The organism is Bacillus stratosphericus (assembly GCF_020524495.1).
In the GTDB taxonomy this organism is placed as follows: Bacteria; Bacillota; Bacilli; order Bacillales; family Bacillaceae; genus Bacillus; species Bacillus stratosphericus_B.
Genome location: NZ_JAIVLB010000021.1, coordinates 19,395 through 44,405, shown reverse-complemented (window position 1 = coordinate 44,405; position 25,011 = coordinate 19,395). Strand labels below are relative to the sequence as shown.

Sequence of the window (25,011 nt, the reverse complement as noted above, 5' to 3'; positions counted from 1 at the left end):
GAGTTCCATTTGTAAACAATTCGAAACCGATCCATTCAGGAATCGAAATAAAAAAAGCTGCCGGTCATCCCGGCAGCTTTCACAGAAGGAGATTAGATCTCCTCATCTTCTTCTTTTTTCTTGATGTTCACTTTCACATCATCGTTTTTCTCTTCGTCATCTGCGTATATACGCTCTGGAAGCTTTCCAGTTTCGTAAAGAGATTTGATTTGCTCAGCATCTAATGTTTCAACTTCTAGAAGGGCTTGTGCGATGATTTCTAGCTTATCTTTATTCTCAGTGAGAATTTGTTTCGCACGTTCGTAGCTCTCCTTGATGAAACGCTGAACTTCTTGGTCAATTTCGTAAGCGATCGCTTCACTATAATTCTGCTCGTTGTTGAAATCACGGCCAAGGAATACTTGACCTCCTTGTGATTGACCGAATTGAAGCGGACCAAGTTTATCAGACATACCGAACTCTGTGACCATTCTTCTTGCAATGCCTGTTGCACGCTGGAAGTCGTTGTGAGCGCCTGTACTGACTTCACCAAACGTAATTTCCTCCGCAACACGACCGCCGAGCAAGCCGACAATTTTATCAAGAAGCTCTGGCTTCGTTTGGAAATAACGGTCTTCTCTTGGAAGCATGACCGCATATCCGCCCGCCTGACCACGAGGAACAATCGTTACTTTATGCACCATGTCCGCTTCGTCAAGGACAAGTCCAATGACGGTATGACCTGCTTCATGGTACGCCACGATATTACGTTCTTTCTTCGAAATGACACGGCTTTTCTTCGCCGGCCCAGCGATGACACGGTCAGTCGCTTCGTCAATATCACGCATATCGATTTTCTTTTTGTTTTGACGGGCAGCCACAAGTGCTGCTTCGTTTAGTAAGTTCTCAAGATCAGCTCCAGAGAACCCAGGTGTTCTGCTAGCAATGGCTTTCAAGTTTACTGTATCATCAAGCGGTTTGTTTTTCGCATGAACCTTCAGTACTTCTTCACGGCCAATGACATCTGGGCGGTCAACCGTAATTTGACGATCAAAACGTCCCGGACGCAGCAATGCAGGATCTAGGATATCTGCACGGTTGGTTGCAGCAATGATAATAATACCTTCGTTGGCACTAAAACCATCCATTTCAACAAGAAGCTGGTTAAGCGTTTGTTCACGTTCATCATGACCGCCGCCAAGACCTGCTCCACGCTGACGACCCACCGCATCAATCTCATCAATAAAGATTAAGCAAGGTGCATTCTTTTTCGCATTTTCGAACAAATCACGTACACGTGATGCACCGACACCGACGAACATCTCGACAAAGTCAGAACCACTGATGCTGAAGAAAGGAACGCCTGCTTCACCTGCAGATGCTCTCGCAAGCAATGTTTTACCTGTACCTGGGGGTCCTACTAGTAAAACCCCTTTAGGTATTCTTGCGCCAAGCTCCGCAAATTTACGCGGATCCTTCAGGAATTCAACAACTTCTACAAGCTCTTGCTTTTCTTCATCCGCACCGGCAACATCTTTGAATTTCACACGCTTCTTCTCTTCTGTGTAAAGCTTAGCCTTACTTTTACCAAAGTTCATGACTCGGCTTCCACCGCCCTGAGCTTGGTTCAATAAGAAGAAGAATAAAATAAAGATGATGATAAACGGAATGATGGTTGTCAGAACTTGCAACCATCCATTTGTTTCAGGTGCTGGTTCTACTTTTACATCTGTATTCTTCAGTGCACTGTAAATTTGGTCAACACCTTGACCATCTGGAACATGGGTAATGAAGTATTCATCTTTCTTCGCGCCATATAATTGACCACGAATTTCATAAACCCCTCTCACAGGCTGAATGGAGATGCTCTCCACTTTTCCCGCACTTAGATTTTGCGAAAATTTGCTGTAAGACATGTTCTCAGGCTTTTGATTAGGGGATCCTAACCAACTAACAACCCCTATCACAAGTAATAAAATAAGTATATAAAAAATCGTATTACGAAAAACCCGATTCATTCCTTACCTCCTCCCACAGTAAGCACAACTATGTTCAATAGTATCATAGAAAATCATTCCAACACAACCAATAACCTCATGTAGACGTATGCTGATTAGCCTTCGTAAACAGAAGGTTTTAACACTCCAATATACGGGAGGTTTCGGTAACGTTCAGCGAAATCCAATCCATAGCCGACTACAAATGCATCTGGCACTTCAAACCCAACATAGTCTGCTTTGATGTCTGCTTTACGACCGCTTGGTTTATCAAGCAATGTCACAATTTTAATGGAGTTTGCTTTACGGTATCGGAAAAGCTCTACCAGATAGCTCAAAGTTAACCCACTGTCGATGATATCTTCCATAATTAGAATATCTCTTCCTTCAACAGAAGTATCTAAATCCTTAATGATCTTCACTTCTCCAGAAGATTCGGTAGACTTTCCGTAGCTAGATACATCCATAAAATCAAGCTCTAAATATGTATCAATGTGTTTAATCAGGTCTGCCATGAATGGAAGAGCCCCTTTCAACACACCAATAGCCAGGGGAAATTTACCATCATAATCGCTGGTTAATGTTGCTCCCAGTTCCTTCACTTTTTGCTGGATCTCTTCTTCTGAGATCAAAATCTTTTCAATATCTTGTTTCATGCTTTTGCTTGCCCCCTACAAATTTTCGTGCTGTCTATATTGTAATACAATGAGATCGCTGTTTGTCATATCATTTTCTTCAAAAACGGATTTTTTCAAACCTGGGATCCAGATGATTTGATGATCCGAGTCAGTGACGATCGGCCAACTGTCTCTTTCTGCAAGAGGCACTTTTTTATCAATAAATATATCCTTCACCTTTTTTGACCCATTCATCCCTTTAAGTTTGATTCGGTCACCATTTTTTCGTGAGCGAATCATCAAAGGGAGGCGAACATGATCTTTTTGAAGCAAGAAAAAATGGTTTCCGTTCCGTGCATCCTTCGGAATATAATTTGATACCACAATAGATCGTCCATTCGGAAGAAAAAGCTCCTCTCCTAACTCAACCTTTAAGTGATGAGCATAAGACTGATCTATGACAAGCGATCGTTCAAAGGTAAACTTACAATGATCATAAGACTTGACAGCTTGTAAACCTTTTGGCAAATCTAATGATCCAGACGGTTGATCCGTATGAGATAACCAGTCCAAAGTCCCTAGAATATGCTGGTTTGAAAACGCTGATTGAGTTTTTTCATAAAGATAGTTTAATATTAGTTGAATGCCTCTTCTTTGTAAAGGCAAAGGCAGGTCAAGCAAAGTCTTCGTTTTGATCTCGACCTGTTTAGTTGTTTGACTAGTAATGACTTGGTTCATTTGTTCCTTTGTTAATGCCTGCAAGTATTGCTCATCCTCAGTCAGCATGTCGCTTACAAACTGAAAGCTTTCGTGCACATGTGGCGCCTCTTCTTTTAACACGGGAAGAATGTGTCTTCTTATCCGGTTTCTCAAGTAGTCATCTGTGTGATTGCTTTGATCAATGACATAGGGAACATGTTCTTTTTTACAAGCTTTTAGCACGTCGTCCTTAGAATAACCAATCAGCGGACGAATCAGCCACCCTTCTTGAAAGGAGCGCTTTGCTTGAATACCTGCAAGTCCTATTCCAACAGTCCCTCTGGTCAGCCTCATCATCATTGTTTCTACTTGGTCGTCCCCATGATGTGCAAGCGCTATAAATTGAGCGTTGTACCGCTCCATCAATTGAAGAAAGAACGCATATCGGCAGTCTCTTGCAGCTGCCTGTTTGTTTAAGCGGTTTTCTTTTGCATATTGGGTCACCTGTATACGGGCCGATTCAAAAGGGATCTCTTGCTCCTTGCAGTAAGCCTCAACAAATGCCAAATCAGTAAAGGATTCTTCCCCCCTGAACATGTGATCAATATGGGCTGCAATCAGCTGGAAGGAACCTTTTCGACGTTTGTTTAGTTCATGCAGTAAGAGCATGGAATCTGGTCCACCGGAAACCCCGACAATGACGGTCGTATTTTCAAGGAAAACATCATGTTTTTTCAAAAAAGAGTCAATTCTATTCACAACTGCCTCCTCACAAAGAGCAGGTAATTTAAAGATATACATATCCTATCACTTTCAGTAGCTCCAAGCAAAGAAGAAGCCTGCTTTTTTACAGCTCTACAATAGGAATAAAACCACATACGCACAGTAAAGAGCGAGTACGCTGCACACGATGAGAATCGATTCAAAAAGCCCTCCTGATTTTTTACGTACTGACTTTCTTTTCGCTCCAGCAACTTGTGATCGTGAAACCACCTGTTGATTTTGACTAACAGCAGGCTTTTGCCTGTTTTTGTGTGCCTGCTTTTTTTGACGCGTCTTTCTTGAGATAAGCAGTTGTCCTTCTTTCAGTATGGCACTTTTCATATCTGCTGCTGATCGATACTTACCTTGAAAAGCAGCCTTTAACACCCTCTCATATCTCTTTAATAAAGGATGTCCTTCAATGGCTCGATAAAGCTGCTTTTCTGGTTCTGCCCCTTTTTTAAATTCTTTTTTATAGGCACAGTTCACCATCACCATACTTAAGGCAAATAGATCATAAGACGGTTCTGCCTTTCTTGTACCAAATCCCCAGTAGCCTCGATCAAAGAACTCAGTATACTCCTTGATTGCCCTTCCTGCCTTTGTCGTTCCTCCAACATCAATACATCGAATAGTGGCTGGAGGACCTGAAACGATGAGATTATCCGGCTTCAAGTCACCAAATATCCAGCCTTCCTTGTGTAAATGAGCCAGGTTAGACAAAAGCTGAATCATTAAGACAACGATCCACTCATCACCTTTTTGTTTAACAAACTCTAGCAGTAACGGGCCTCTCACATACTCCATCACATAAAACGAGCGCTTTTGTAACATACCAGCATAAATGGCATCATCCATATCATAAAAAGAAGGCCCCATGGTTTTCACAGGAGCCTTTGAAAAGGATTTTAATACATTGACTTCAGATGCAATGAGCATACTGTCATCACTCACTTTAAGGGCCACTTGCCCATTTGGCGATTCGGCCAGATAGACAACACCGTTCGCCCCTTTTCCCAGCTCTTTTACAATGCGGTAATGATGGTGATGCCATTTCCCTTTAATCATCGTGCCTAATGGGATGTTAGAAGCCGAATTCATCATTATGCTCTTCCTTTGCTTCAAGTAGCCCTTTACGTGATCGAACTGATTTGAAATGCTGAAGTGCTTCTCGGAGTGCTGGTCCAGTCGGAGTAATTCCCCCGGTTGTCAGCTTTGGAAAAATAGATGATAACGAATCGAACCGAGGCGTCCAGTTCAACACAATTTCTGCATCTGAGTTTTTCCCGGGAAATACACACATCCCAAACCGATTTTCACCAATTCTTGAATTTAAACTAATAGAGAGATCGATGAGTGCTTCTTTGACGGTCGGCAATTTTGGCTTCATACTTGCACTTGTATCAACAAGCACTAGCACTTGAAGATGAACAGTCTCCCCTAACTCATCAACAACCTCCATTACTTCTCCACGCTTATCTGGCGGAAGTTCTTCAATTTCAGCATCTTTACCGAGAATTTGCTGTAATTCTTTATTCACAACACCCTGTAATGTTTGTGTCATCGCCTTTTTTGTGACCATTTGTACCGTTTGAGATAATTGCTGGACGTAGACAACCTGATGGATGCCTCCGCCAGCGAGAGCAATCCCCTCTACTTCTTTCATCGCTTCATGATCGTGTCTGTTTTCTTCCATAATGCCAATGACATTGACTGTGATCCCTTGTTCCTTTGCCAATGCGGCAATCGCAAGTGGGTCTTCCCCATGATTTGAGCAGCCATCTGTAATCAATAAGATTTGGTTTACGTGACCTTTTCGCATCTTCATTCCTCCTGGGATTGTAACTGAATGCTTGTATTCCCATCATCGCCAGAAGAAATTCATATTATACGATATTTTAAGAAATCTCTTGTTTCTCAAGATAGAATGTACCTGTGGGAATGGATGCCCATTTTGGTGTGTTGTGGTCGAGCCTAATGACTACAACCGTCATATCGTCATCAATTTGACCTGCTCTTGTTCGAATGACCTCTTCCATTAATAAATCAGCAATCTCTTGCGGATCTTCTGTTTTAAAGCTTTTCATTTTTCGTTTGACCCACAAATCATGATTTTCAATATGCTTTGGTCCTTCAAAAATGCCGTCGCTCATCATAATGAGCAGATCTCCTGCCTTCATCTGTTCACTCACGACCTCCACTTCAAACTCATCAATAATCCCAATCGGCAAGTTGCTGGCTTGTATCTTCATCACCTGATCACCCCGTTTAATAAAGCTAGGGGTTGAACCGATCTTTAGAAACTTACAGCTCGCATGCTGTAAATCAATAATTGATAAATCTAATGTTGAGTAGATTTCATCCGTCGTCCTTAAAGATAAAATACTATTAATGGTCTTGATCGCCACTTTTTCATCAATACCAGACGCCAATATTTTTTCTAACAGTTTGATCGTTTCATTGCTTTCAAAATGAGCCCTTGCGCCATTTCCCATCCCATCACTAATAGCTGCGGCATATTTACCTGCACCTAGCTCCATCATGCTGTAGCTATCTCCAGATACTAACCCTCCGCCTTTCGCTGCATGCGCTACGCCTGTAGCCACTCGATACGATTTTGCCGAGCCAAAAACAACATGACAATAGCCTGTTGGATGCTCTGCGCACTGCTCTGCTTTTACTAAAATCTGTTCTTCTAAAATATCTGAGAGCATTGGAGCAATAATTTTTTCACATTCCCCATGACCTTGGCAATATGGGATTCTCATTTCAATATCGACATTCCCCTGCTCCAAGCTATAGATTTCTACTTGCTGAATTTCAATCCCGAAGTGCTGAAGCGCTTCTATCATCTGTTCTTCCTGAATAAAATGCTGTTCTCGTTCCCGTTTTATTTCCCGGGAAAAATCCTCCATCACTTGCGAGACGCCCATCAGCTGTTCCGCCACAAGACGCCTGCTGTCTTGGACCTTTTTCTTAAGGGTCTGATTTGCTTTGTAATAAGCAATCTCCTCTTCAATCAATTCCTCGACATGTTTTGATTTTGAGCAATGCTGGCTAAATTTCTTTTTCAATTTCCGGTTATTCTCATACGTTTTTTTATCAGATTCATGCATAACTTGCTTCATCAGTTCATAGGTTGTATCAAAGTTCTGCACCCAGCATTTATTTTTCTTATAGCACGTTTGACAGGATCGTTCTGTGATTGTACTTAAAAAAATATCTACATCTTCTTCCTGCTTCTTCTCTTCAGGAATGGATTCGTAAAATGTCGCAAAACTCTCAGACAGCGCATGAAATACATTAGAGAATTGGTCTACTTTTTTTGCTGTCACATCTCGTACTTTCCGAGCATATTGCTGTTGCTCCTGTACATGCTCTACCGTTCCAGGGATATATTTTGCCACCTTAGAGGTAACTGATTGAGGCGTGAGCAAAAACAGTGCAACGGCAATGAGTGATTCATATAGCGTAGTCATGAGACCTGCTGATCCTTCACCGTACAGTGAAATAAGTAAGGAACCTACAATTAATCCGATGGCTGCTCCTGCTTTCTTCCCCTCTTTTAGCAATCCGCCTAATAAGCCTGAAAAGGCAAGAAGACTCATCTGATAAAGATTCCCTATGTTAGCAAGTCCGAGAATTAATCCTGTCACGACACCAACCGTACAACCAATACTGGCGCCTCCAATAAAGGCAAAGGTAAGCACTACGTAACGCGACAAAATATGCTCTGCTTGCATCCCTTGAAAGGTGATACCCGCTAAGCCTGTTAAAACGGACGCAATTAAAATCATAAAACAAATGATTTCTTCAACCTTTAAGGAGTGTTTGATTTTCCTGACTGTAAAAATCGGTAAACTTTGCAGAAAAATCAATGTCAATATGAACGCAAGTCCTGCTTCAACGCCCGCCATGACGTAATCGTAGCTTTGAACAGCACCTTGCTCAAAATAAACAAATGACCCTCGTGTGATCAGCATGGAAAGAACAATCACAACCGGCAAGGTTTTCACTGGATCTTTGATGATGAAAGAAATGACTTTTGACATGCTAAGAAATACGATCAATGAAGCAAACACAAATAATGCATTTTGAGGTGATATGGTCATTGCCCCAGCGAGTAAAGCAAGACAAGCCAGCATCACTTTATCCTTTTTAATGAGTAGCATGGAACCAAAGAAAGGCAAAGCAAACGGCATAATTTCAGATAAAATAAAGGCTCGTCCTAATAAAAAACCGAGAACAACATAAATAAACCCTCTATAGAAAAAAAGAGAATGCGTATGATGAAGAAACAGGTTTTTTATCTTTTTCAAACCTGCACTGATTCTTTCAAACCCCGCTCCTGTTAAATCCGTTCTTCTTTCTAGTTTTTCCATCTTCTCATCCCCCACCTGATATTCATTGCTTGTCATTATAGCGAAGGTAAAAAGGAAATTTTGTCAAAAGAAGTTGTCGTTTCCAAAAAACGTTCGACGCTTTATTCGTGGAAGAGGCATACTTTCATGTAAGTCGATTTCTTTCATCAGGATTTTACGAAAAGCACAAAAAAACAGCTTTCTTTATGAAAGCTGTTTTGGAAATGACCCGTACGGGATTCGAACCCGTGTTACCGCCGTGAAAGGGCGGTGTCTTAACCGCTTGACCAACGGGCCTTGTTTTTCGTTCTACTTAAAAGGATAGCGGCGGAGGGGATCGAACCCCCGACCTCACGGGTATGAACCGTACGCTCTAGCCAGCTGAGCTACACCGCCATATTTGAAAATGCGCTAAGAAGCACAAGAACTATAATACAAAGGATTCGCTTGTCCGTCAATAGAAAGTTTTAAATTAAATGATGAAATCTCAAAAAAACATCGTGTCAGTACAGGAAAAAAACAGATGCTTTCAGCGTGTAGACAAACCCTCGCATTCGTTGTCAGCCCTGCGTGCTGGTGCTCACGAATCTAAAATTTGCTCCGCTCCAGTACTCGTCCTTCCTAGACTTCAAAGGTTTTCAATCACGCTGAAAAGAAGACAAAGGGCTTAAAATAAAGATCATTTTAGCCCTTTGTCAACAATCTAAAAACACCCGCTGAAAAGCAGATGCTTTGTTGTGATAGATATATAGAAAGCAGCAACAAGTTAACCTCTTCTTGCTCCGCGCCCCCCACGTTTTGATTCCGTGTTACGTTTTAAAGATGTTAAGCGATCTTCGCTATCTTTTAAGAATTTGTTCATTTTTTGCTCAAACGATTCCTTAGGACGGAAATCATTTCTGCTTGGTCTTGATTGTTGTTGAGGACGATCTTTTGCTTTTTTAATGGACAAGCCGATTTTACCGTCTTTTTCAACGTTAATCACTTTCACTTCAACTTGTTCACCGACTTTTAAATGTTCATTAATATCTTTTACATAGTTATCGGCTACTTCACTGATATGAACGAGACCAGTTGAACCGCCTGGCAACTCCACAAAAGCTCCAAAATTTGTAATGCCCGTAACTTTCCCTTGTAACTTGCTGCCAACTTCAATCGACATAAAAAAAGTGCTCCTCCTTAGACTTATAAAAAAATCTCATTTGTTCAATTATACATAAACTGAATTTTAAGTGTCAACAAGGCTAATCGCTCTTATTGTCCACATCAAAGATTTTTTCGCCTTTTTTGGACAAATAATAGTCCCGTCGTGCTAGTTCGAGTACGTATTCCTTGCTTTTCAGCTTCTTGATTTCATCAGAAATATCTTCCTGCTTTGTTTGTAATTGCTTCAATTCTTTTTCGAGCACAACCTTTTTCTCTTCTTTTTCCTTTAATGCGGACGATTGAGACCAGAGGGCACTAGTCACCAAGACAGCAAACATGAGCACGATCACACCAAACACGGTAAGCCTTCTAAGGAGTCCACGGCGTTTGCGTTTTAAGCGCTGTGCTTGCTGTTCCATTTGTTTTTGGTAATCGTTTTGAATTTGTGCGATATTTCTTTTTCTCTCGTTCAAGGATGAAGGCCTCCTCTCTTACTTTGTCCAGAATTGTTTCCATTTCGTTTTGATTGTACGGGATAATTTCTTGGTCCCTTGTAAAATTCCTGCTCCTTTTGAGAAAAACAATCTAACTGATGTTCGCCATTTTTCGGGAATCCGATGAATAATGGTCACATTGAGTAACCAGATGAGCGGATAACAAACAATCGATAGCACCTTCCACACGAGTCGAAACGTAAAACGAACAATACGTAAGAACGAGTGGAGCAAGAACAGAATTGCACTTATGATCAATGTGACAAGCCAGCGGATCGGCTGAAAGACAATGGACATGACCAGTCTTTTAAGGACTAGAACGGCCTTGTATATACACGTGATGATGAACTTCAGAATTTTGATATATAGCTGTTTCATCAATGCCTGATACATTGAGAAACCTAAAGCAACAGCTAGAAAAATATAAAGCCTGAATTCTCCCTCGTTTGTTAGCAGCAGCACATAAAAGAATAAGAGACCTTGCACCATCCAAAAAAGGAGATCGTGAATGACTAGGAACCATTTTGATGTTTTTTCCCGGTTCACAAACAGCTTGTACGTATCAAGCGATGCGCCCAGCCAGATGCCCATCGCCGCCATCGAAAGCATCGTATAAAACTGGACTGTCAGTGTCATTTAAACAGCTTGCTAAAAAATCCTTTAGCCTTCTCCCCATGCTGCTCATCTACATAAATTAAGTCAAAGACACGACCTTTGATGGACACAACGCCTTTTTCTACGTCTAAATTTTTCATTTGTAGATTTTCTCCGCGGATGGCTAGAATCCCCATTACCGTCTCAAGCAGAAATTCTTCACTATCAAAGCTTTCTACCTGCTTGACGCCGGTAATATCTAAATGCTTTCTGTTTCGCATTGTGACATTGTGCTCTGCTTCTGATGACAGCTTCGTGCCTTGAGGTTGATTATAATATTGATTCATTTATACATCCCCCATATCTCATACTTGCAATGTTACTGCATTGTATGTGATAGGAGGGTCTTTTAGAACAAGCCCTATTCTGCTGTTTTTTCTTCTTTCAGCACGGTATACATGCCAGCAGCTTCTTCTTTTTTCGTGGTGTCCTTTAACTCGTTGACTTGAATGGTCACAAGTTTTTGACCAAAGCGAATTTGAAGCTCGTCTCCTTCTTCCACGTCAGAGCTGGCTTTTGCCTGTGTTCCATTAATTGAAATTCTTCCTTGATCGGCTACTTCTTTCGCCAATGTTCTTCTTTTAATTAAACGAGAAACTTTTAAAAATTTATCTAGTCTCATGTGTGTTCACCTCTTTCTATGCGTTTGGCATCGTTCCACAGATCATCCATTTCCTCTAGTGTCATGTCCTCTAGTGAACGTCCCATACCCTTTGCTTTTTGTTCTATATGCTGAAAGCGCCGCATAAATTTTGTGTTTGCGGAAGAGAGGGCTGTTTCAGGCTCTAGCTGATAGAACCTGCCTATGTTGACGAGAACAAACAAAATATTCCCAAATTCATCTTTCATTTGCTTTGTTGCACCTTCGTCCGTCATCTCTTCCACTTCAACGAGGAATTCCTGCTTTTCTTCTTCGTATTTGTTCCAAATATCTTCTACTTCCGTCCAATCAAAGCCGACCTTAGCTGCTTTCTTTTGGAGCTTATAAGCCTTTGTTAGAGCTGGGAGTGTTGCTGGAATGGACTGCAAAATAGATGCTGCCCGTTCTGGCTTCTCCTGCTGCTTAATTTTTTCCCAATTGGCCACCACATCCGATGCTTCAGTGACATTTGTATCACCAAACACATGCGGATGTCGTCGAATCATTTTTTCTGTCACATGCTGGATGACATCATCAATTGAGAAATAGCCATCATCTTCACCAATTTGAGCATGGAGTAAAACCTGCAGCAACACATCTCCAAGCTCTTCCACCATATGATCTGGATCGTCTTCGTCTATGGCTTCAAGTAGCTCATAGCATTCTTCAATTAAGTAAGGTTTGAGCGACTCATTGGTCTGTTTTTGATCCCACGGACAGCCTCCTGGTCCCCTTAATGTACGAATGACTTCTCGGAAAGTATCAAATTGTTGATAGAGCAGCTTTTTATCTTGAATTGGAGGCACATAAACACTCGTTAAGTTATTTATCGACATATCTCGATCAAGTTGAAATAAAGGAACAGCTGTCATCTGTTCCTGACTACTCCCTGCCGCAGTCACAATATAAACTTCATAGTCGTCTGGTAGCTTTTCCATCAGCGTGAGCTTGATATTTGAAGCGGTCATCTGATCATACACCTGACAAATCAATACATGCTGGCTTAAATTAAGATCATCTGCCCGCATATCCCCTGCATCAACGAATTGTAGTCCTTCAATTGGGTCAATCTGCAAGGAATTAAAGGTCGCATCAAGAAAGCTTTGTCCACCGGCAACAGACACCTCAATCCCGTGTTCCTTCTGCTGAGCGACAAGAAGTTGCACTGTTTTTTCTGCTACAAATGGATGTCCTGGTACTGCATAAACAATATCTTTGTCCGCAGCCTCAGCAAATAGAATTTCTGTGATTTCCTGATACACTGATTCAAACTGATCATGCTTTTCATAAACCTCATCCAAAAAGGTAATAGACGGGATCTCCTGCTTTAATTCCGCAGTGAGCGGGTGATCCTTCGTTCTCATAAATACTTCTTTCGCCTGCTTCAGCTGCTTATATACGCCGAGCGTCAGCTGATCCATGTCGCCGGCCCCAAGACCAACGACTGTAATCTTACCAGCCATTTCTATTCCCTCTCATCTGTTTAAAATATAAAATCTTTTCTCCTAATGGAATGAGTCTCCATTCCTCGTCCGTAAATACCTCTAGCTTAAGAATACTATATAAAAAGGCGAAACCACCAATAAAAACTGATGTCAGGCTCTCTAAAACGGAAAACGGACGTTTTTCAAAAGGTATGATCCAAGAAAATAATGCCTGATACCCCACTAAAACGATGGCCATGAAAGCCGCTGATAAAAGAATTTCCACTGGGAACAGCTCTCTCATTGAGATCCACCCTTTGCGTTTCAAATAAAACGCATTGCACATGGCTGCTGTGAGATAACCACATACTGTAGACCATGCGGCCCCATGGATACCAAATAGCGGGACAAGCGCAAACGTCAACCCCCATTTCACTAGCACACTGAGAATGATCACAACAGCTGGGTACACGGGATGTCCCAGCCCTTGAAGCAAAGCTGTTTGCGTAATCGCAATTGACGTAAATGCGATGGAAATACAAAATATTTGCAGCGCATCTGTTCCTAAGTCATTACGAAATAACATTATATTTACTGACGATAGAATACAAATAAGCCCGACCGCTGATCCAATCCCTAGCACCGACGTTGTCTTAAACGATGTACGAACCTTTTGACGAATCACTTCGTGCTGTCCTTCCCTCAAGGCTGACGACAAAAATGGAACAAGAGAAGTTCCGATACTAATTGCAAACACCGTTCCTAGCTGCAAGAAAGGCTGACCTCGGTCATACACACCTTTTGCCGCTTTGGCTTCCGTCTCACTCAGCCCCTCGCTGCGGAGCAAAGCATACAGGTGAAAGGCATCGATCATTTGCATCCATAAAATAAACAATCCACTCACACAAATCGTCAATGTATACAGAACTAAACTTTTCAAAACATCTTTTTTTCGCAGTGTTGCCTGTTTTAACGTCATGCCTGAAGCAGGCTGCTTTCGATATGTCAGCCAAAGGAAAAGAAGCAGTATAAGTGAGACCGCACTTCCTGCGATAGAGGAGAAAACGGCACCCACTCCTGTTTCATAAAGAGAATAACCGTGCCTCATTAAATAGAAGGATAAGACAAGCAAAACACCTACTCTAATGAGCTGCTCAACCAATTGGGATATAGCGGTTGGAAGCATCATGCCGTCACTCTGAAACACACCTCTTAGCATGACTGTGAGCGGCAGGAATAAAAAAACAAATGCACTCATCTGGATGAGTAAGATTAATTCGCTGTCAGCCATCAAGTCCGAAATCCAACCTGCTCCTATGTATAGACAGAGAAATAAGACCAAGCTTAGCAAAGAGATATACACCAAGGATACCCTTGTAATGATCCGGCGATTCTCTTCACCATGCTCACTCAGTAGCTTGGACACCATAACAGGGTACCCTGTTGTTCCGAGCATGATCGCAATGCCGAGAAAGGGATACACCTGCTGATAAATATAAAAACCAGTGTCTCCTACGATGTTTTGAAAAGGGACACGATAAACGGCACTTAGTACCTTTGATAACAAGCCTGCGATGGTCAATATCACCGCACCTTGGAAAAGCCAATGCGGCTGATTCACAGCATTTTTCATGGATGACTCCTTTATGTTCAATCAAAAAATAGAGCTACATTTAAACGCACTCATTATATCATACGTCAATAGAAAGCTGTTTCTTTCTAAGGAGTAGACGACACATTGCATGTTTCGTTTCATCTCATATAAAAAACGCCGACAAAATCAGATGATTTTATCGGCATTCTTTCGTTTTATCAAAAACATATAGAATTATTAGACCTAATGTTCCATTTGACGGGCTAAGAAGCCAGCTGCCGTTTCCGCCGCTTTATGCTCCACTTCTCCCATTGAACGCTCTTTCGAAAATAAGACGACGGCGCCAATTGGATCTCCGTTTGCAACAATAGGTGCTATGGTATAAGCAGATACGTCATCATCAATACCATCGACTAGTTGAATTTCTTTCTTGCTTTCCTCTAATACAGAATTACGCTGATCGAGTGTTCGTTCAATTAAATCACTAATGGATTTGTTTAAGTACTCTTTTTTCGAACTGCCGGATACAGCAATATACGTATCGCGATCACAGATCAGGATGGAATGACCCAAACTGTCGAATAATGCATCAGCATATTCCTTCGCAAAGTCTCCTAGCTCACTAATCGGTGAATACTTCTTCAAAATCACTTCTCCATCGCGGTCGACAAAAATCTCAAGCGGATCTCCTTCCCGGATGCGCAATGTTCTGCGAATCTCCTTCGGAATAACCACTCTACCTAGATCATCGATGCGGCGTACAATTCCAGTTGCTTTCATTCACTGCTTCCTCTCTTTCATTTGATGATATGTTGGGTGAATGGAACAAAAGCGTCCACTTTATGTAACATTCACCACTTGACCCTGAGTTTAGTATCCGTCACATCAAACGTAATATACACGAGAGACAAACAAAATTTTATGAAGATGGAATGGTTTCTTTTTTCACATTTTGAAGGCCTCGAAGCATGCTAAGAACGACCTCCAGCCATTCCTTGGTCTTCTTGCCTTTCGTTTGAACAGATATAATCAGCTTACTGCCTTCCATTCCTAGGCCAATCTCACGTCCATATCGACTGCCTAACTCAAATAATTTTTGACCATCGATTTCGCTGCTTGGTTTCTCATCAAGGGTGAGTCTGACAATGCCTTTCTCCAATTTGATCAACTCAACACGTTCCTGCACAGCGTACACCTTCATCGTCGCAATCGTGAACAAATCAGCCACTTCTTGTGGATATTCACCGAATCGGTCAATCATTTCATCCTGCAGCTCTTTCCGTTCTTCAATGGACCCAATGGCTCTAAACTGTTTATACATCTCGATTTTTTGCTTGCCATCAGAAATATATGAGTCTGGAATGTAGGCATCAATTTGCAAGTCGATCTCCGGCTCAAATTTTTCTTGAGCTGTCGTGTCGCCTCTTCTTTCTTCAATCGCTTCTTTCAGCATTTGAGAATAAAGGTCAAACCCAACGGAATCAATAAATCCATGCTGCTGTGCCCCAAGTAAGTTCCCTGCTCCTCGAATCGTTAAATCACGCATCGCAATTTTAAAGCCTGATCCGAGCTCTGTGAATTCTTTAATGGCCTGAAGTCTTTTCTCTGCTACTTCAGAAAGAACTTTGTCTTTTCGATAAGTAAAATATGCGTAGGCGACACGATTAGAGCGCCCAACTCGTCCTCTTAACTGGTACAGCTGAGAGAGCCCCATTTTATCAGCATCGTGTACAATGAGCGTGTTCACATTTGGAATGTCTACGCCCGTTTCAATAATGGTTGTACTGACCAACACATCTGATTCTCCTTCAAGGAAGTTGATCATCACAGATTCTAGCTCGTTCTCACTCATTTTCCCGTGTGCACAGCTGACTTTAGCGTCTGGAACAAGCATAGAGATTTCGTCTGCTTTCCGTTCAATATCCTCAACACGGTTGTAAAGGAAGTACACTTGACCGCCTCTCGCTAGTTCTCGCTCTATCGCTTCTCTAACTAAAGCGCCATTGTACTCGACAACATAGGTTTGAACAGGGAAACGGTTTTCAGGTGGTGTTTCAATAATGGATAAATCTCGTACACCAAGCATCGACATATGAAGCGTACGCGGAATTGGCGTTGCCGTTAATGTCAGTACATCAATATTGGCTTTCATTTGCTTAATTTTCTCTTTATGCGTCACACCAAAACGCTGTTCCTCATCAATGATTAACAGTCCTAAATCCTTATATACAATGTCTTTTGAAAGAAGGCGGTGTGTCCCAATGACCATATCAATCGTTCCGTTCTTCATCCCTTCTAACGTTTCGGTTGTTTCTTTACGCGTACGGAATCGGCTAAGCTGAGCGATTTTGACAGGGTGGTCCTGAAATCGGTCCATAATCGTGTCAAAATGCTGCTGTGCTAAGATCGTTGTCGGAACAAGTAATGCAACCTGCTTCCCGTCAGCAATGGCTTTGAAGGCCGCACGAATCGCCACCTCTGTTTTTCCATATCCCACATCTCCACAAAGCAGGCGATCCATCGGACGTTCCCGCTCCATGTCTTTTTTGATTTCTTGAATAGAGCGAATTTGATCATCTGTTTCCTGATAAGGGAACGCAGATTCAAACTGACGCTGCATCTCATGGTCAGGTGAGAAGGCATACCCTTTGCTTGCCTCACGTTCTGCGTACAGCTTAATGAGATCATCTGCAATGTCCTGAACAGATGATTCTACTTTTTTCTTGACGCGTTTCCAGTCGCTGCCGCCTAGTTTGTACAGCTTTGGCTCTTTTCCTTCTGATCCTACATACTTCTGCACCTGGTCAATTTGTTCAACCGGTACATAAAGCTTGTCGCTCCCTTGGTAATGAATATTTAAATAATCTTTATGAATGCCGCCGATCTCAAGCGTTTCAATGCCTAAATACTTACCAATCCCGTGGTTAATGTGCACTACATAATCGCCCACTTGAAGCTCTGAATAGCTCTTAATTCGCTCTGCGTTGGTCAGCTTTTGCTTACGTGCCTGCTTCTTCACACGTTTTTTGAAAAGCTCACCTTCTGTGATCACTGCAATTTTTGATAATGGCAGTTCGAAGCCTGTTTGTAGCTCACCTTGTAAAATATACACTTGCCCGGTTACAAGCTCAGCGTCCGGTTTGGCAAGAGCAGCTTCAATGTCATAATCATGTAAAACAGACGACAGCTTCTCTGTACGCTCTTCATTCGCACCTAAAAAGACAACCGTATAATTTTGTTTTTTATAACGTTCAATTTCACTCGCAAGCACATTCATTTGCCCGTGGAAATTCTGCATTTGCTTACTAGATACATTGACAATATTTTGCGGATTGGTCTGCTGGACATGTCTTAAGAACAACGAGTAGTAGAGAATTGACCTCGATTGCTGATTCATCAGCTCTTGGAACGGGAAGGAAAGAGATAAATCATGAAGAATATTCCCTTCTTCAAGCAAACTAATGGTCCAATCTGCTTCTTCCTGTTCAAGCTGTTCTTCCATCTCCTGAATTCTGCTAATTTCATCTAGGATGATAATCGTATCTTGCGATGTATAATCTAGCAAACTAGCAGGCTTTTCATAGAAATAGGAGAGGTACTTCGTCATCTCCTGTGTCACGATACCTTCTAGCAGCTTCTCTCGATCACCAGAAATATTCTGATGCAGCAGCTCTTTTTGTTTGTCTGAGTTGAACTTCTTTAAACTTTTTGCAAGACCGTCATCAAGCTGTTCAATCGCTCTTACTCGTTCAGGGCCTCTCACAATCAGCTCTTTTGCTGGGCCAATCTTGATCTCTTGAAGCGTTTCTAGTGACCGCTGTGTATCAGAGTGGAAGGTCCGAATCGAATCCACTTCTGTATCAAACAATTCAATACGGATAGGATGATCTCCCGTTAACGCATAAATGTCGATGATTCCTCCACGCACACTAAAATCTCCGGGCGCAGCGACCATAGACGTCCGGTCATAACCGATTTGCACGAGTTGCTTTGAAAACGCCTCCAAATCAATTTCTTCACCGAGCTTTAAATGGATTTGACTCTCCTTCCAGATCTCGACTGGCGGAAGCATTCTCCGCACCGCCGCTGCCGGAGTTACGACAATGGGGTTTTCTCCATTTGCTAGTCGATTCAGGACATCGAGTCGCTGTGCTCTTAGCTCAGGGCTGGCAACGGCAATCTCTGATGCAATGAGTTCATTTACAGGATAAAGAAGGACCGACCGATCCGACATCACACTTGCTAGATCATCCGCCACCTTCTGCGCTTGATACAAATTGTGGGTCACAATAAACATCGGCCGCTTTAGTTGGTCTGATATGGCAGCTGAAAATAACGATCTAACGGAGCCTGATAGTCCGGCGAGCAGCTGTTCTTTTAACCCTTCCTTTAGCCCATTAAAAATGGACTGAAAATCATTACTTTGTTTGATAAATGATTGTATGTTTTTCATTTGGCTCCTCCTCCCTGCTTGTTTAAAACAGAAAAACGCTTTGGTCTATTATCCTACACCAAAGCTTTTTATTGAATAAATGTATGATACTGATGGTAATCAGGATTTCTTTCGAGTGCCTCTTGGCAATCCTCACAAATGGTTTGTACATGTAAATCACCATTTTCCTTATAAGAAATCATATCGTTTCTTTCTTCATTTGTTAAGTGATGAAACCCAAGTGCTTCACTTTGAACAGCGATTTCATCTAAACTCCCAACCATTACACCACAGTGCCGGCAGTAATAATGCAAAGCCATACGTGAGATCCTCCCATGTTGAGATTTATGATCAGTATGTGCTTTGCTTAACATTCTTATACCTTTTTATTAAAATCATTCATCACTTCTAAAAATGGCTTTGTTAGAGCTGCCTCACAAGCTTCAACAGACGCTTGAATGGCTGATGCGATGTCAAACTGTTCCTCTTCCGAGAAGCGCCCTAGTACGTAATCGACGACCTTCATGCCATTTTGCGGACGGCCAATACCAATGCGAAATCGGTCAAACTCAGGTGAGCCTAAGTGCTGGATCAACGATTTAATCCCATTATGCCCTCCTGCACTTCCCTTTGTGCGCAAACGAATCCGCCCAGTTGGTAAATCAAGATCATCATAGATGACTTTCAAATGTTCAAGGAGAATATCATAGTAATCCAAAAGTGGGCGCACGCATTCTCCTGATAAGTTCATATATGTAAGAGGCTTAACAAGTAGAACCTTTTGCCCCGAAACAAAACCAGTTCCATATTGTCCCTGAAATTTTGATTGATTTAATGGAATGTTCCATTTTTTTGATAGTTCATCTATTGTCATAAATCCGACATTATGTCTTGTTTTTTCATATTCTCTTCCTGGATTCCCCAATCCAACGAATGCAATCATAAAACCAATAACCTCCTTTGTCCCACATGCACACGCCTAAAAAATGAGCCATATGATTGCCTCATGCAAAAACGTATGAATTCTTTTCATTCTAGCACAAAAGACGCAACCACGGGAGGGTTACGTCTCTAAATGACCAGTTATTCTTCGTTGTCATCCTTTTCTTTAATGGCCTCAGGTTCTTGGGTTTCCTCTTCACTATCTGGTTTAGGAACCTCGGATTGCTGAGGTGGCAAGATAGATGCAACGACTTCTTCTGGATCGTTATTAATTTGGTAAGTTGCTTGAACAGACAGATCACCGACTGTTAGTACATCATTTACATCTAAGTTTGTAATATCAGCTTCAATATTTTGTGGAATATCCTTTGGTTTGGCTGTAATGGATAGTTCAAATAGTGGCTGCTGGAGCACACCGCCATCTTTTACACCTTTGGATTCGCCAATCAGTTGTACAGGTACATCTGCGTCAATATCTCTTTGAAAATCGACCACTTGGAAATCAGCGTGGACAAGCTCATTTTTCAACGGATCTGTTTGTAATTCTGTGACCATCACAGACTTTGTTTCACCGTTGACTTCTAATGTGATGATTGTATTTTTCCCTTCATCACGTAATGTCTTTAATAAATCGATGCTATCTAATGAAACAGCTAGGTTGTCTGTATTTTTTCCGTATATGACACCAGGAACGTGTCCTGAATGACGGATTTTTTGCAGTGTGGAACGTTTGAAATCAGTTCTTTTATTTGCTTTTAAAGTTACCATATTCAGCACCATCCTATTTCTTTTTTGTCACTACTTTCATCAATACCCATAACGGAATCATTTTAAACCTAGTTGGCTGTCATTTATCACAGCAAAAAGAGACCCTAAGCTGCTGCCTAGGGCCTTTTTGATAAGAGAATTAGCTGAAGAGGAAGCTAACAGATTCTTCTTCATGCACACGGATGATGGCTTCTGCAAGCAATGGCCCAACTGAAAGTGGAATGAACTTATCTACTTTCTTGTCATCTGTTAAGTGAATACTGTTCGTTACAACCAATTCTTTGATTTTAGAGTTTGTGATGCGTTCTACTGCTGGTTCAGACAATACTGGGTGAGTACAGCAAGCATACACTTCAGCCGCTCCATTTTCGACAAGCGCATTTGCTGCTAGTGTAATGGTACCAGCTGTATCAATGATATCATCAATCAGAATCGCCGTTTTGCCTTCAATGTTACCAATGATGTTCATGACTTCAGCAACGTTTGGCTTCGGGCGACGTTTGTCGATAATTGCGATTGGCGCTTTCAGGTGGTCTGCCATTTTACGCGCACGCGTCACACCACCGTGGTCAGGAGACACGACGACAATATCATTCAAGTTTTTCTGTTGGAAATAGTTTGTTAAGATTGGCACAGCCATTAAGTTATCGATTGGAATATCAAAGAAACCTTGGATTTGCGGCGCATGTAGATCAAGTGCGATGACACGTGTAGCACCTGCTGTTTCAAGTAAGTTTGCAAAAAGTTTCGCAGTGATTGGCTCACGAGGTTTTGCTTTACGATCTTGACGTGCATATCCGTAATAAGGGATCACAATGTTGACAGTTTTCGCAGAAGCACGTTTTAGCGCATCAACCATAATGAGCAGTTCCATAATGTGCTCATTGACTGGCGCACTTGTTGATTGAATCACATAACAATCACAGCCACGAATACTTTCTTCAATATTGATTTGGACTTCACCGTCACTAAAACGTTTAACAGAGCTCTTTCCTAGATCAACTCCGATACGCTCGGCAATTTCTTTAGCAAGTTCAGGGTTTGAATTCAAAGAGAATATCTTTAAATTCGCATCAGCATAACGATTAGACATGGTAAACCTCCGGGTATTTGGATTATTATTTATGAATATTTTTCACATAATCTTCTTTATTGACTTGTCTTGCTCTAGCAATAGACAATGCATCCTGTGGCACATCTTCTGTGACCGTTGAACCGGCTGCAACGCATGCCCCTTTTCCGACAGTGACTGGTGCAACAAGGTTTGAATTACAACCAATAAAAGCGCCGTCTTCAATCTTCGTTAAGAATTTGTTCTTCCCGTCATAGTTGACTGTAATTGATCCACAGCCAAGGTTTACATCAGCTCCGACCTCTGCATCTCCAATATAGCTCAGGTGAGATGCTTTGCTGCGGTCACCGAAAACCGTTTTCTTAATTTCGACAAAATTCCCGATCTTCACTTGATCGCCAATTTTCGACAACGGTCGAATATGTGCAAACGGTCCAATTGTCACATCTACTCCAACTTCACTATCACAGACAACAGATTGCATAATCATTGTCCGATCTCCGATGATGCTATCAACAATTTCAGTGTTCGGCCCAATAGTGGTGTCTGCACCAATGTTTACATTCCCTTTGATGACCGTTCCAGGATAAATGATTGTATCTTCACCGATAACAGCTTCTGGCGATATATACGTGTTCTCAGGATCAATCAAGGTTACACCATTCTTCATATGCTGATGATTAATACGTCGCTTCATGAATTGCTCTGCTTGTGATAGAGCGATACGATCATTGACTCCAAGTGTTTCTTCAAAATGCGGTGTTTGATAAGCTGCAACTGTTTGCCCTTCATTCTTTAAAATTTCAATGACATCTGGTAGATAGTATTCACCTTGTGCATTTTCATTCGACACTTGCTCAATCACACGGAAGAGATCTTCATTTGAAAAGCAATAGGTCCCTGTATTAATTTCATTGACTTGACGTTCAGCATCATTCGCATCTTTATGCTCCACTATCTTCACAACAGCACCTGTTTCGTCACGAATAATACGTCCATAGCCTGTTGGATCATCCGCATGTGCTGTTAAAATAGTGATTTTTGCTTGATGTTTTTGATGCTCGCTTAACATGGCTTCCATTGTTTCCGCTGTCAATAATGGCGTATCTCCACAAATGACAATTGTTGTTCCCTTTTCCTGCGCAAGGAACGACTTTGCTTGTTTGACAGCATGTGCTGTTCCCAGTTGTTCTTCTTGAAGTGCATATTCACTTCTGTCCCCAAGCTGTTCCTTGACGTCCTCTGCTCCGTGACCGACAATCGTCACAAGCTTAGCTAAAGAAAGCTTTAACGCTTCATTTGCAACATGCTCGACCATTGGTTTTCCGCATACTGGATGAAGTACTTTGTATAGCTTTGACTTCATTCTCGTTCCTTTTCCCGCTGCTAAAATCACTGCGAACCGCTTATCCATTGATTGGCCTCCAATATCCCTATTATCCATAGAAAAATATATCCTAAATAAGGGCCAATTTCAAGGATACTTGAGGAAGTACAATAATTTTCTAATGAATAAAACACAAAGAAACATGAGGAGAAACGCAAAAAAGACAGCATTTAAAAGAAAACATTTCATTTTCTCTTAAAGCTGTCTTTTGGGAATCACATATGATTAAGAAGCTCCAGCTTCTTCATATTCGATTGTTTCTTCTTCTTCGCCTAAGCGATGATATTCATTTAAAACAGCATCTTGGATTTTACCTCGAGTGCTTGAGTTAATTGGATGTGCAATATCACGAAACTCCCCATCAGGCGTGCGTTTGCTAGGCATTGCAACAAACAAACCATTATTTCCATCAATCACACGAATATCATGAACAACAAATTCGTGATCCAGCGTGATGGATGCAATCGCCCTCATGCGACCATCGGTATTCACGCGGCGTAATCTTACGTCAGTAACTTCCACAGTAGTTCACCACCTTTTCCCAATATAAAAGCATTAATTAGGTATTCAACGATTGTGGTGATTCTCCTGCAAATTTTTTTAACTTTTTTTGAAATATCGGGATAATTATACATTTTTTGTCATTCTAATGACGGCACTTACATCTTCTGCGTGAAAAAAAGACATCATGATGATGCCTTTTCTGCATATAATGAAACCAACAGCTTTTATTGAGACTGCCTGTTTATTTCACTAATGCAACAACTTCAATTTCTACAAGCACATTCTTTGGGAGTCTTGCTACTTCTACACATGAACGAGCTGGCTTATGCGTGTGGAAATACTCACCATAAACTTCATTTACTTCAGCGAATTGTTCCATATCTTTTATGAAAACAGTTGACTTTACGACTGTTTCAAATGAAGCACCTGCTGCTTCAAGCACAGCTTGAATATTATGGAAAACTTGATGTGTTTGTTCTTTAATATCTCCGTTGATAAAATCTCCATCTGGTGTTAATGGAATTTGACCTGAGCTGTAAAACATGTTATTGACAATAATCCCTTGAGAGTAAGGTCCAATGGCTGCTGGTGCGTTTTTGGTTTGAACAACTTTTGTCATATCAATCTCTCCCATTCAAATACATGTTTGATCAAAGGTTAAGCTTTGGAATGAAAAAACTCGTGGAAATTGCCTTCATTGATCTCAATCATCTTCTGCTTCATATCAATGGTTGAAAGCTTCAGCAACGATATATATTCATCGACAAGACGTTCATCTACGCCTTCGTCTTCTAAAAGAACACCGATTCCTGCGACATTTGCATTAAATTCCCCAAGCAAATTCATCATGCCATTAATGGTTCCGCCTGCTTTCATAAAGTCATCAATAATAAGGACATTGGAACCTTTATCTAAGCTCCGCTTTGCAAGTGACATGGTTTGAATTCGGTTAGAAGAACCTGACGCATAATTAATACTAACAGTTGATCCTTCGGTTACCTTGTTGTCTTTTCTAACGATCACAACGGGCACGTTTAAGTAACCTGCAACAGAATAGGCAATCGGAATCCCTTTCGTCGCAACGGTCATGACCATATCAATCGCACGGTCTGCAAAAAGGGTCGCAAAAAGCTTACCGATTTTTGAAAGAATCGATGGATTGCCTAAGACATCGGTTAAATATAAATAACCGCCAGGAAGCACACGTTCAGGAGTAGATAAAGCCTTTCCTATATCTTTTACGACTTCATTCGCTTCTTCTAGGTGAATCTTTGGAATATATTTCACTCCGCCAGCTGCTCCAGGTACAGTAAGCAATGTGCCTATTCCCTGCTGTTCGAAGGTTTGTTTAATAATCGTTAAGTCTTCACTAATGGAGGACTTCGCAGATTGATATCGCTCTGCAAAAAATGTTAACGGTACTAGTACGTGCGGGTGGGTTAACAAATAATTTGTTAAGTCCACCAACCTGCCGCTTCGACGAAACTTCATGAACTCCCCCCCAGAACCCGAATAATTTATGAATAATATAACTTAATA

The 25,011-nt window shown here is 41.5% G+C and carries 22 protein-coding genes, 2 tRNA genes and 1 pseudogene; all 25 read right to left on the bottom strand.

Annotated features, from left to right (window positions below):
• Positions 1–92 precede the first annotated feature (92 nt).
• The 25 genes and pseudogenes from ftsH to purR all read right to left on the bottom strand — a co-directional run bounded on the left by ftsH (position 93) and on the right by purR (position 24,963).
• Entirely contained in the window at positions 93–1,997 is a 1,905-nt protein-coding gene (ftsH, locus tag LC033_RS10085; protein WP_226568117.1) for an ATP-dependent zinc metalloprotease FtsH, read from the bottom strand.
• Positions 1,998–2,092: 95 nt separating this feature from the next.
• Complete coding sequence (hpt, locus tag LC033_RS10080) at positions 2,093–2,632, bottom strand: hypoxanthine phosphoribosyltransferase (RefSeq protein WP_226568116.1); 540 nt, start codon at positions 2,630–2,632, stop codon at positions 2,093–2,095.
• Positions 2,629–4,051, bottom strand: a pseudogene (gene tilS / locus LC033_RS10075) (tRNA lysidine(34) synthetase TilS). The gene hpt and the pseudogene tilS overlap by 4 nt, the downstream one beginning before the upstream one ends.
• A gap of 96 nt (positions 4,052–4,147) precedes the next feature.
• The gene (gene prkT / locus LC033_RS10070; RefSeq protein ID WP_226568132.1) at positions 4,148–5,155 is read right to left on the bottom strand and encodes a serine/threonine protein kinase PrkT; all 1,008 of its coding nucleotides are present in this window, start codon (positions 5,153–5,155) and stop codon (positions 4,148–4,150) included.
• Complete coding sequence (locus LC033_RS10065; RefSeq protein ID WP_226568114.1) at positions 5,139–5,876, bottom strand: vWA domain-containing protein; 738 nt, start codon at positions 5,874–5,876, stop codon at positions 5,139–5,141. Before LC033_RS10065 ends, prkT begins: the two co-directional genes overlap by 17 nt.
• A 76-nt stretch (positions 5,877–5,952) precedes the next feature.
• Positions 5,953–8,436, bottom strand: coding sequence for a stage II sporulation protein E (gene spoIIE / locus LC033_RS10060; protein WP_226568113.1), 2,484 nt, complete (start codon positions 8,434–8,436; stop codon positions 5,953–5,955).
• A 204-nt stretch (positions 8,437–8,640) separates the two neighbouring features.
• Positions 8,641–8,712, bottom strand: a tRNA-Glu gene (locus tag LC033_RS10055).
• 25 nt (positions 8,713–8,737) lie between these two features.
• Positions 8,738–8,811: transfer RNA gene (locus tag LC033_RS10050), tRNA-Met, on the bottom strand.
• A gap of 370 nt (positions 8,812–9,181) precedes the next feature.
• Positions 9,182–9,577: a S1 domain-containing RNA-binding protein gene (locus LC033_RS10045; protein WP_008357409.1), complete on the bottom strand. Its 396-nt coding sequence runs from the start codon at positions 9,575–9,577 to the stop codon at positions 9,182–9,184.
• 82 nt (positions 9,578–9,659) lie between these two features.
• Positions 9,660–10,034: an FtsB family cell division protein gene (locus LC033_RS10040; RefSeq protein ID WP_226568112.1), complete on the bottom strand. Its 375-nt coding sequence runs from the start codon at positions 10,032–10,034 to the stop codon at positions 9,660–9,662.
• A gap of 18 nt (positions 10,035–10,052) precedes the next feature.
• Complete coding sequence (gene yabQ, locus LC033_RS10035; protein WP_226568111.1) at positions 10,053–10,691, bottom strand: spore cortex biosynthesis protein YabQ; 639 nt, start codon at positions 10,689–10,691, stop codon at positions 10,053–10,055.
• Positions 10,688–10,996, bottom strand: coding sequence for a sporulation protein YabP (gene yabP / locus LC033_RS10030; protein ID WP_048239558.1), 309 nt, complete (start codon positions 10,994–10,996; stop codon positions 10,688–10,690). Before yabP ends, yabQ begins: the two co-directional genes overlap by 4 nt.
• 74 nt (positions 10,997–11,070) lie before the next feature.
• Entirely contained in the window at positions 11,071–11,331 is a 261-nt protein-coding gene (locus tag LC033_RS10025) for an RNA-binding S4 domain-containing protein (protein WP_226568110.1), read from the bottom strand.
• A complete protein-coding gene (gene yabN / locus LC033_RS10020; protein WP_226568109.1) occupies positions 11,328–12,812 on the bottom strand; it encodes a bifunctional methyltransferase/pyrophosphohydrolase YabN in 1,485 nt (494 codons plus the stop codon). The genes LC033_RS10025 and yabN overlap by 4 nt, the downstream gene beginning before the upstream one ends.
• Positions 12,802–14,406, bottom strand: a complete 1,605-nt coding sequence (locus LC033_RS10015; RefSeq protein ID WP_226568108.1) for a putative polysaccharide biosynthesis protein — start codon at positions 14,404–14,406, stop codon at positions 12,802–12,804. Before LC033_RS10015 ends, yabN begins: the two co-directional genes overlap by 11 nt.
• Positions 14,407–14,610: 204 nt before the next feature.
• Positions 14,611–15,147, bottom strand: coding sequence for a stage V sporulation protein T (gene spoVT, locus LC033_RS10010; protein WP_226568107.1), 537 nt, complete (start codon positions 15,145–15,147; stop codon positions 14,611–14,613).
• Positions 15,148–15,286: 139 nt separating this feature from the next.
• Positions 15,287–18,820, bottom strand: a complete 3,534-nt coding sequence (gene mfd, locus LC033_RS10005; RefSeq protein ID WP_226568106.1) for a transcription-repair coupling factor — start codon at positions 18,818–18,820, stop codon at positions 15,287–15,289.
• Between the two features lie 68 nt (positions 18,821–18,888).
• On the bottom strand, positions 18,889–19,119 hold the full coding sequence (gene fin / locus LC033_RS10000; protein ID WP_226568105.1) for an anti-sigma-F factor Fin: 231 nt from the start codon (positions 19,117–19,119) through the stop codon (positions 18,889–18,891).
• A gap of 56 nt (positions 19,120–19,175) precedes the next feature.
• Positions 19,176–19,742, bottom strand: a complete 567-nt coding sequence (gene pth, locus LC033_RS09995) for an aminoacyl-tRNA hydrolase (RefSeq protein ID WP_226568104.1) — start codon at positions 19,740–19,742, stop codon at positions 19,176–19,178.
• A 140-nt stretch (positions 19,743–19,882) separates the two neighbouring features.
• Positions 19,883–20,509 (bottom strand): 50S ribosomal protein L25/general stress protein Ctc, encoded by a 627-nt coding sequence (locus LC033_RS09990; RefSeq protein WP_226568103.1) that lies wholly within the window; start codon positions 20,507–20,509, stop codon positions 19,883–19,885.
• A 139-nt stretch (positions 20,510–20,648) separates the two neighbouring features.
• On the bottom strand, positions 20,649–21,602 hold the full coding sequence (locus LC033_RS09985; protein WP_226568102.1) for a ribose-phosphate diphosphokinase: 954 nt from the start codon (positions 21,600–21,602) through the stop codon (positions 20,649–20,651).
• Positions 21,603–21,627: 25 nt separating this feature from the next.
• Positions 21,628–22,995, bottom strand: coding sequence for a bifunctional UDP-N-acetylglucosamine diphosphorylase/glucosamine-1-phosphate N-acetyltransferase GlmU (gene glmU, locus LC033_RS09980; protein WP_226568101.1), 1,368 nt, complete (start codon positions 22,993–22,995; stop codon positions 21,628–21,630).
• Positions 22,996–23,193: 198 nt separating this feature from the next.
• Positions 23,194–23,490: a septation regulator SpoVG gene (spoVG, locus tag LC033_RS09975; RefSeq protein WP_008357439.1), complete on the bottom strand. Its 297-nt coding sequence runs from the start codon at positions 23,488–23,490 to the stop codon at positions 23,194–23,196.
• Between the two features lie 223 nt (positions 23,491–23,713).
• Positions 23,714–24,091 (bottom strand): 2-iminobutanoate/2-iminopropanoate deaminase, encoded by a 378-nt coding sequence (ridA, locus tag LC033_RS09970; RefSeq protein ID WP_226568100.1) that lies wholly within the window; start codon positions 24,089–24,091, stop codon positions 23,714–23,716.
• A 38-nt stretch (positions 24,092–24,129) separates the two neighbouring features.
• Positions 24,130–24,963, bottom strand: a complete 834-nt coding sequence (purR, locus tag LC033_RS09965; protein WP_226568099.1) for a pur operon repressor — start codon at positions 24,961–24,963, stop codon at positions 24,130–24,132.
• Positions 24,964–25,011 lie beyond the last annotated feature (48 nt).